Below are 544 nucleotides of genomic sequence, written 5' to 3' on the forward strand. Positions count from 1 at the left end.
TGCTGATTAGGATGAGGGTCCACCCGTTCCCATTCCGAACACGGTAGTTAAGCTCATCTCTGCCGACGATACTTGGCTGGTGACGGCCCGGTAAAATAGGTAGCGCCAACATGACCCCAACTCTTTGGAGTCGGGGTCGTTCTTCTGTCTGTTCTGCTGAGTGAAATCGCGTTTGTGGTTTACTTGGTATATATATTTTAGCCGGGATGGTGAGGTATGCGCTTGCTGTCCCAATGTGCGGGCATAGCTCATCTGGTAGAGCGCCACCTTGCCAAGGTGGAGGTAGCGAGTTCGAGCCTCGTTGCCCGCTCCAAAGCAAAACAGGACATCCAAGTTGGATGTCCTACAGGCTGTCGAGAAACCCGGTTGCGCAATTAGGCGGCAACCGGGTTTTCAGCACATATTCGGGAAAATAGAATCGAAAATAGGAAATGGGGTCTGTCCCAAATTCTGTGTAAACACCGAAATGCGGTGCAAATAGAGCAAAATATATTCAAGGTGGAAGTGGTGCAAGCTGCTGCCGCCTTGTTTTCAAAATAACAGT

At 50.0% G+C, this 544-nt stretch carries 1 tRNA gene and 1 rRNA gene; both read left to right on the plus strand.

Going from position 1 to position 544, the window contains the following annotated elements:
* Positions 1-111: ribosomal RNA gene (rrf, locus tag ACTNBU_RS12715) — 5S ribosomal RNA — on the plus strand; the annotation flags it as partial.
* Between the two features lie 126 nt (positions 112-237).
* Positions 238-313 (plus strand) — tRNA-Gly (locus tag ACTNBU_RS12720).
* Positions 314-544 lie beyond the last annotated feature (231 nt).

Source organism: Dysosmobacter sp. HCP28S3_G4 (assembly GCF_052065175.1).
Taxonomy (GTDB): Bacteria; Bacillota; Clostridia; order Oscillospirales; family Oscillospiraceae; genus Oscillibacter.